The organism is Microcoleus sp. PH2017_05_CCC_O_A (assembly GCF_020738785.1).
In the GTDB taxonomy this organism is placed as follows: domain Bacteria; phylum Cyanobacteriota; class Cyanobacteriia; order Cyanobacteriales; family Microcoleaceae; genus Microcoleus.
In genome coordinates, this window is sequence record NZ_JAEQCB010000274.1 from 1 (window position 1) to 4,088 (window position 4,088).

The 4,088-nt window shown below is 44.0% G+C and carries 4 protein-coding genes and 1 pseudogene; 1 reads left to right on the forward strand and 4 read right to left on the reverse strand.

What is annotated here, in order from left to right:
• On the reverse strand, window positions 1-1,475 hold a 1,475-nt coding region (locus JGK20_RS33600; protein ID WP_293233731.1), incomplete at its 3' end, for a DUF4114 domain-containing protein.
• Window positions 1,476-2,138: 663 nt separating this feature from the next.
• On the opposite strand from JGK20_RS33600, the gene JGK20_RS33605 reads away from it, so the two are divergent.
• Window positions 2,139-2,345: a hypothetical protein gene (locus tag JGK20_RS33605; protein WP_293233733.1), complete on the forward strand. Its 207-nt coding sequence runs from the start codon at window positions 2,139-2,141 to the stop codon at window positions 2,343-2,345.
• A gap of 104 nt (window positions 2,346-2,449) precedes the next feature.
• Here JGK20_RS33605 and JGK20_RS33610 read toward each other — a convergent pair whose 3' ends face one another.
• From JGK20_RS33610 to JGK20_RS33615, 3 genes and pseudogenes are all read right to left on the reverse strand, one after another.
• The gene (locus JGK20_RS33610; RefSeq protein ID WP_293233735.1) at window positions 2,450-3,334 is read right to left on the reverse strand and encodes a PEP-CTERM sorting domain-containing protein; all 885 of its coding nucleotides are present in this window, start codon (window positions 3,332-3,334) and stop codon (window positions 2,450-2,452) included.
• A gap of 14 nt (window positions 3,335-3,348) precedes the next feature.
• A pseudogene (locus JGK20_RS34750) lies at window positions 3,349-3,609 on the reverse strand (hypothetical protein); the annotation flags it as partial.
• A complete protein-coding gene (locus JGK20_RS33615) occupies window positions 3,542-3,958 on the reverse strand; it encodes a hypothetical protein (protein WP_293233737.1) in 417 nt (138 codons plus the stop codon). The pseudogene JGK20_RS34750 and the gene JGK20_RS33615, both read right to left, overlap by 68 nt.
• Window positions 3,959-4,088 lie beyond the last annotated feature (130 nt).

The following is a 4,088-nucleotide window of genomic DNA, read 5'->3' on the forward strand; positions in this document are numbered from 1 at the left end:
TCGTAAACTTTACCGCCTGTAAAGCTGATTTGTTCTCCCACTTTGTAAGCAGGTAAAACATCAAATTGCAAGTTTTTAGGAGCTGTATTTGTTGGCGGTGTCGGAGTTGGCGGCGTAGGTGTCGGAGTTGGCGGTGTCGGAGTTGGCGTAACTGTAGCTTCTTTGACACTAAAGCTTTTGAGTACCGTCTCGCTGGTAGCGCCTGCTTTGTCATAGGCGATCGCCCTTAATTCATAATTCCCCGCCCCTAAAGCAGGTAAAGAATAACTAAAAGTTGCCAACCCCTGACTGCCGGCTGTAAAATTCGTTGCATCTGCTAAATTAGTCCACTCATCGCCTGCTTTTCGCAATGATAATTTTATTCTGTCTAGGTCGATCGCCCCATTACCATCGATTACTTTTCCACTTGTTAACTCAATCGTTTCACCAATTTTATAAATGGCTTTTAAATCGAACTGTAAGTTTTTCGGCGGCGTATTTATTGTGGGATTAGATTTGAGAAAATCGATAAATTTCTTCCCGCCCTCAGAAGTAGTCCAATCCTTAGCAGGATTAATTACTTCTTTCAACGATACCGCTTTGCCGATCGCACCTGTCAACTTAAAAATAACATCCTGATAATCGCCATCCGAACCCGTATCAACCCGCTGATCCTCTAGGGAAAATACCAAGCCACCACCATCAACGTCCGCTATTTGACCGTACAACCAAGCATCATTTGGGTTGAGACTAGATAACGAAAACAGCGGGCGCTTATCTCCACCAATATCGGGATTGTTAAAAACCTCTTGCACTGTACCATTTGGCACCAACATTACAGCATAAGCCTTTCCGGGAGTTGTGGTAAATGTCTTCACGCCCTGATACGGCCCATCATTATAATTTTCTTCTCCCAAAGTGCCACGAAATAGAGGATTTCCCCCCTCTACGGATTCAGAAATCGTGATATGACCCAATACAGAATTACTCAGCGATCGTCTGGCAGCTTCCTTCATAAATCCCTTATAATCTGAAGCAAATCGCTCCATACCATCGAGACTAAAAATAGCTATTTCCCCTTGATATCTGCCGCCATCGTTGAGAAAATCGAAGCCTACTTCACTTTTTTGCGAGACAAAAAATCCCGCATCAACCCCCAAACCGCTTAACGGATCGATTCTACCATCGGCAGTTAAACTGACTTGATAATTTGTGTAGCCGGAAACAGGAGAAATATTTAAAATATAATCCGCCGCCCCTAAATTATCGATGTTAATAATTCCAGCTTTTACGTCGCTAGTTGAAATACTTTTGATTACCTTCCCTTCTTTGTCGCGCAGTTCCATATTGATATCGCCACTAACACCGATCGCGGAGATGCGGGCGCTACCCATCCTGGGAAGACTGAAAAAATAGCTATCTTTAGGATCGGTGTTATCCGTAGAACCGATCGAGAAATAGTTATCGTTGAGGCTACCGATTTGAATATTGGACATTTTATACACCCCTTTCCTTAATCAACTTAGGTTTATCAAAAAACAACGACCCGGAAATAAATACAGGTATGGCGAATTTTTAATACTTAAACTGTCGTTTAAGATGCTTTGCCTCACTCAGAATGATAATATGAGGCTTTAATGGATGAATCATGAAAATATTTTTGACGAACTATATTATTAGGCATTTTTTCTCTCCTGTCAATCGATATTTTGATGAAGACTTGATGAAGGCTTTATGAAGATTTGACAAACCATTTGAGTTTTTACTCCTGTTTTGTATAAGTTCGATCGAACGCTGGTAATTTGCAATTTGTCAACTGGTAAGACAGAATTTTTAGTGGTATTTTATAAAACAATCCTGGCAATTTCTAGCGATCGCACGCAGGGCAAAAAACCCAGTTTCTGTTGTTGATGCACGAGTCCCACAGCCAGCGAGGGTTAAAGGTAGAGTTCCCGTCACCCTCAAAAATCGGCCGTTACTTATCTATCTGGAAGCAGGCGTTAGTTTTATGCAGAACGCTGCCTAATCTTCATAAAACTTTATAAATTGGAGAATGGAGCCGGGAGAAGTGGGGTCAGCAAGGGATCTCGCCAAAATATTCTCGAACCGGAACTTACCCCCACACGGCGAAGTTTCGTTGTTGTGGCGCGCCCTCAACCTTGCCGAACCGCCCCCCACACGGCGAAGTTTCGTTGTTGTGGCGCGCCCTCAACCTTGCCAAACCGCAACTGCCACCGTACCCACAGCCTCTACCCATGGGTAATAAGTTAAGCCTGTATGGCAGTTGTCAAGGGGATACCAGAAATCGCACTTGTTCTTTGCGGGCGATCGATTATTCAGCAAACCCTAAGCTGTTTCGCATTTAAACTGGGATTTTTGAGTGCTGAAACCGCAAGCCTTGCCGAGATAGCCCGATCGATTTAAATGTAAAACAGCTTAATTAAATATAATCGATCGCCCCCGCAAAAGATTACTTGACTTGCACTTTTCGATCGCTGCGTTTGCGTTTCCATAACAAGCCGCCGAAAATTGCAGCCGCAGTTACTATCCCTCCAATTTCTGAAGGTTCGGGAACAGGTTCAGCACCATCGATCGCCCGCATTTTAAACGAGAACTTATCCCGATTTGATTCTAATTTTATTGGGAATGCTAGAGGGTTAGTCGGCTCGATTGGTGCATCGATACCGAGTACGCTAAACTCCGATACGCCGTAACCGAGCAAAGCCACAAAATCCACTATTTCATTAGGCTTGAATTTGCCGATTTCTTGACCGCCAACTGCGATAGAAAAAAGTTCGTCAGCATCAATACCGCTGGGCAAACTGAGAATTTTCGTAAATAGCGATGGTTCGGTTGGCTTGGGATTAAATGCGATCGGACTTGACCCAACAATATCCTCGCCGATTTTGAACGCAAAACCCGCCGAGGTTGGCGGGTCAAACCACAGGCGATTTGCTACATTATTAAAAATATGCCAACCATCCTCAAAACGATCGGGTAATACAGGATTGCGCTGAGAACTACCGCTGATAGGATCGAGCAGAAAAGCATGATTTGTACCAGTCGCGCGGTTAATCCCTTGACCGACAATTTGACCGCGATCGTTAATGCCGCTGATTTGCTGTAAAAACCACCCAGAATCAGCAGGAATCAAACTGTTAAGGTTAGCCATTTCGCCGTCTTCCCAGATTAAACCGTGACTGAGGCTGCCATTGACACTTGTGTTACCAAAACCGACTGCTTGTCCTTTATTATTAATTGCAACCCCGTAATTGACATTGCCACCGAGAGTTTTGAGTTCTGTAAGTTTACCGTTTGACCAGTTCCCAAGTCCCTCATCCTGCCGTTTTCCCACAGGAAAGCATGAGTTATCCCGAAAACAAGACCGGAATAACCAACTACTTGCCCTTTGTTATTGATACTCATAGCCCCACCATTGAAACCAAGAGTACCGAGATCGGTCATTGTACCGTTTTGCCATAAAAAGGGGTTAAATTTATCTTGGGCAATGTTAAACTTACCAACTATTTGCCCAGCATCATTGATGTCACTAGCGCTACTACTAATGCCGCCAAAATAACCGAGGTCTGTCCTTTGACCGTTTTCTTTCGCTGAGATAGCGGCCCACAACTTGACCGGAAGTGTTGATTTGGTAAGCCCAAGTGCTGTCGGTAACTTCAGTCAATTGACCGTTTTCCCAAATCCAACCCACACCATTTTTACCCATTACCACTTGTCCGAGATTGTTGATACTGTAAGTGTTGCCGGGGCCGAGGTCTGTAATGGCATAGGAGGCAAAACCTGTATGGATACTGGCGGCGCTGACTGGTTCAACTGCGGTAAATCCCAATAAAGTAAAAGCAGTCAGCGACAGACAACTTTGAACAAACCCGCAAGAGGAAGTTTGTTCAAACATTTTTTTTAATTTTTTCACTTGCACCTCAGAGTCGATGGTTGGGTTGGCATTGCTTGTTTGCATAGAAAACGAGTTCCCTGTATATCTATCAGGGTGTCGATCGAGATTTTATGCGCTGACGCGACAATTTGTTACAAAAATTTACTAAAACTTACGCCTCGCCGTCCAGAAACCGAGTTTTCTACGACAATAC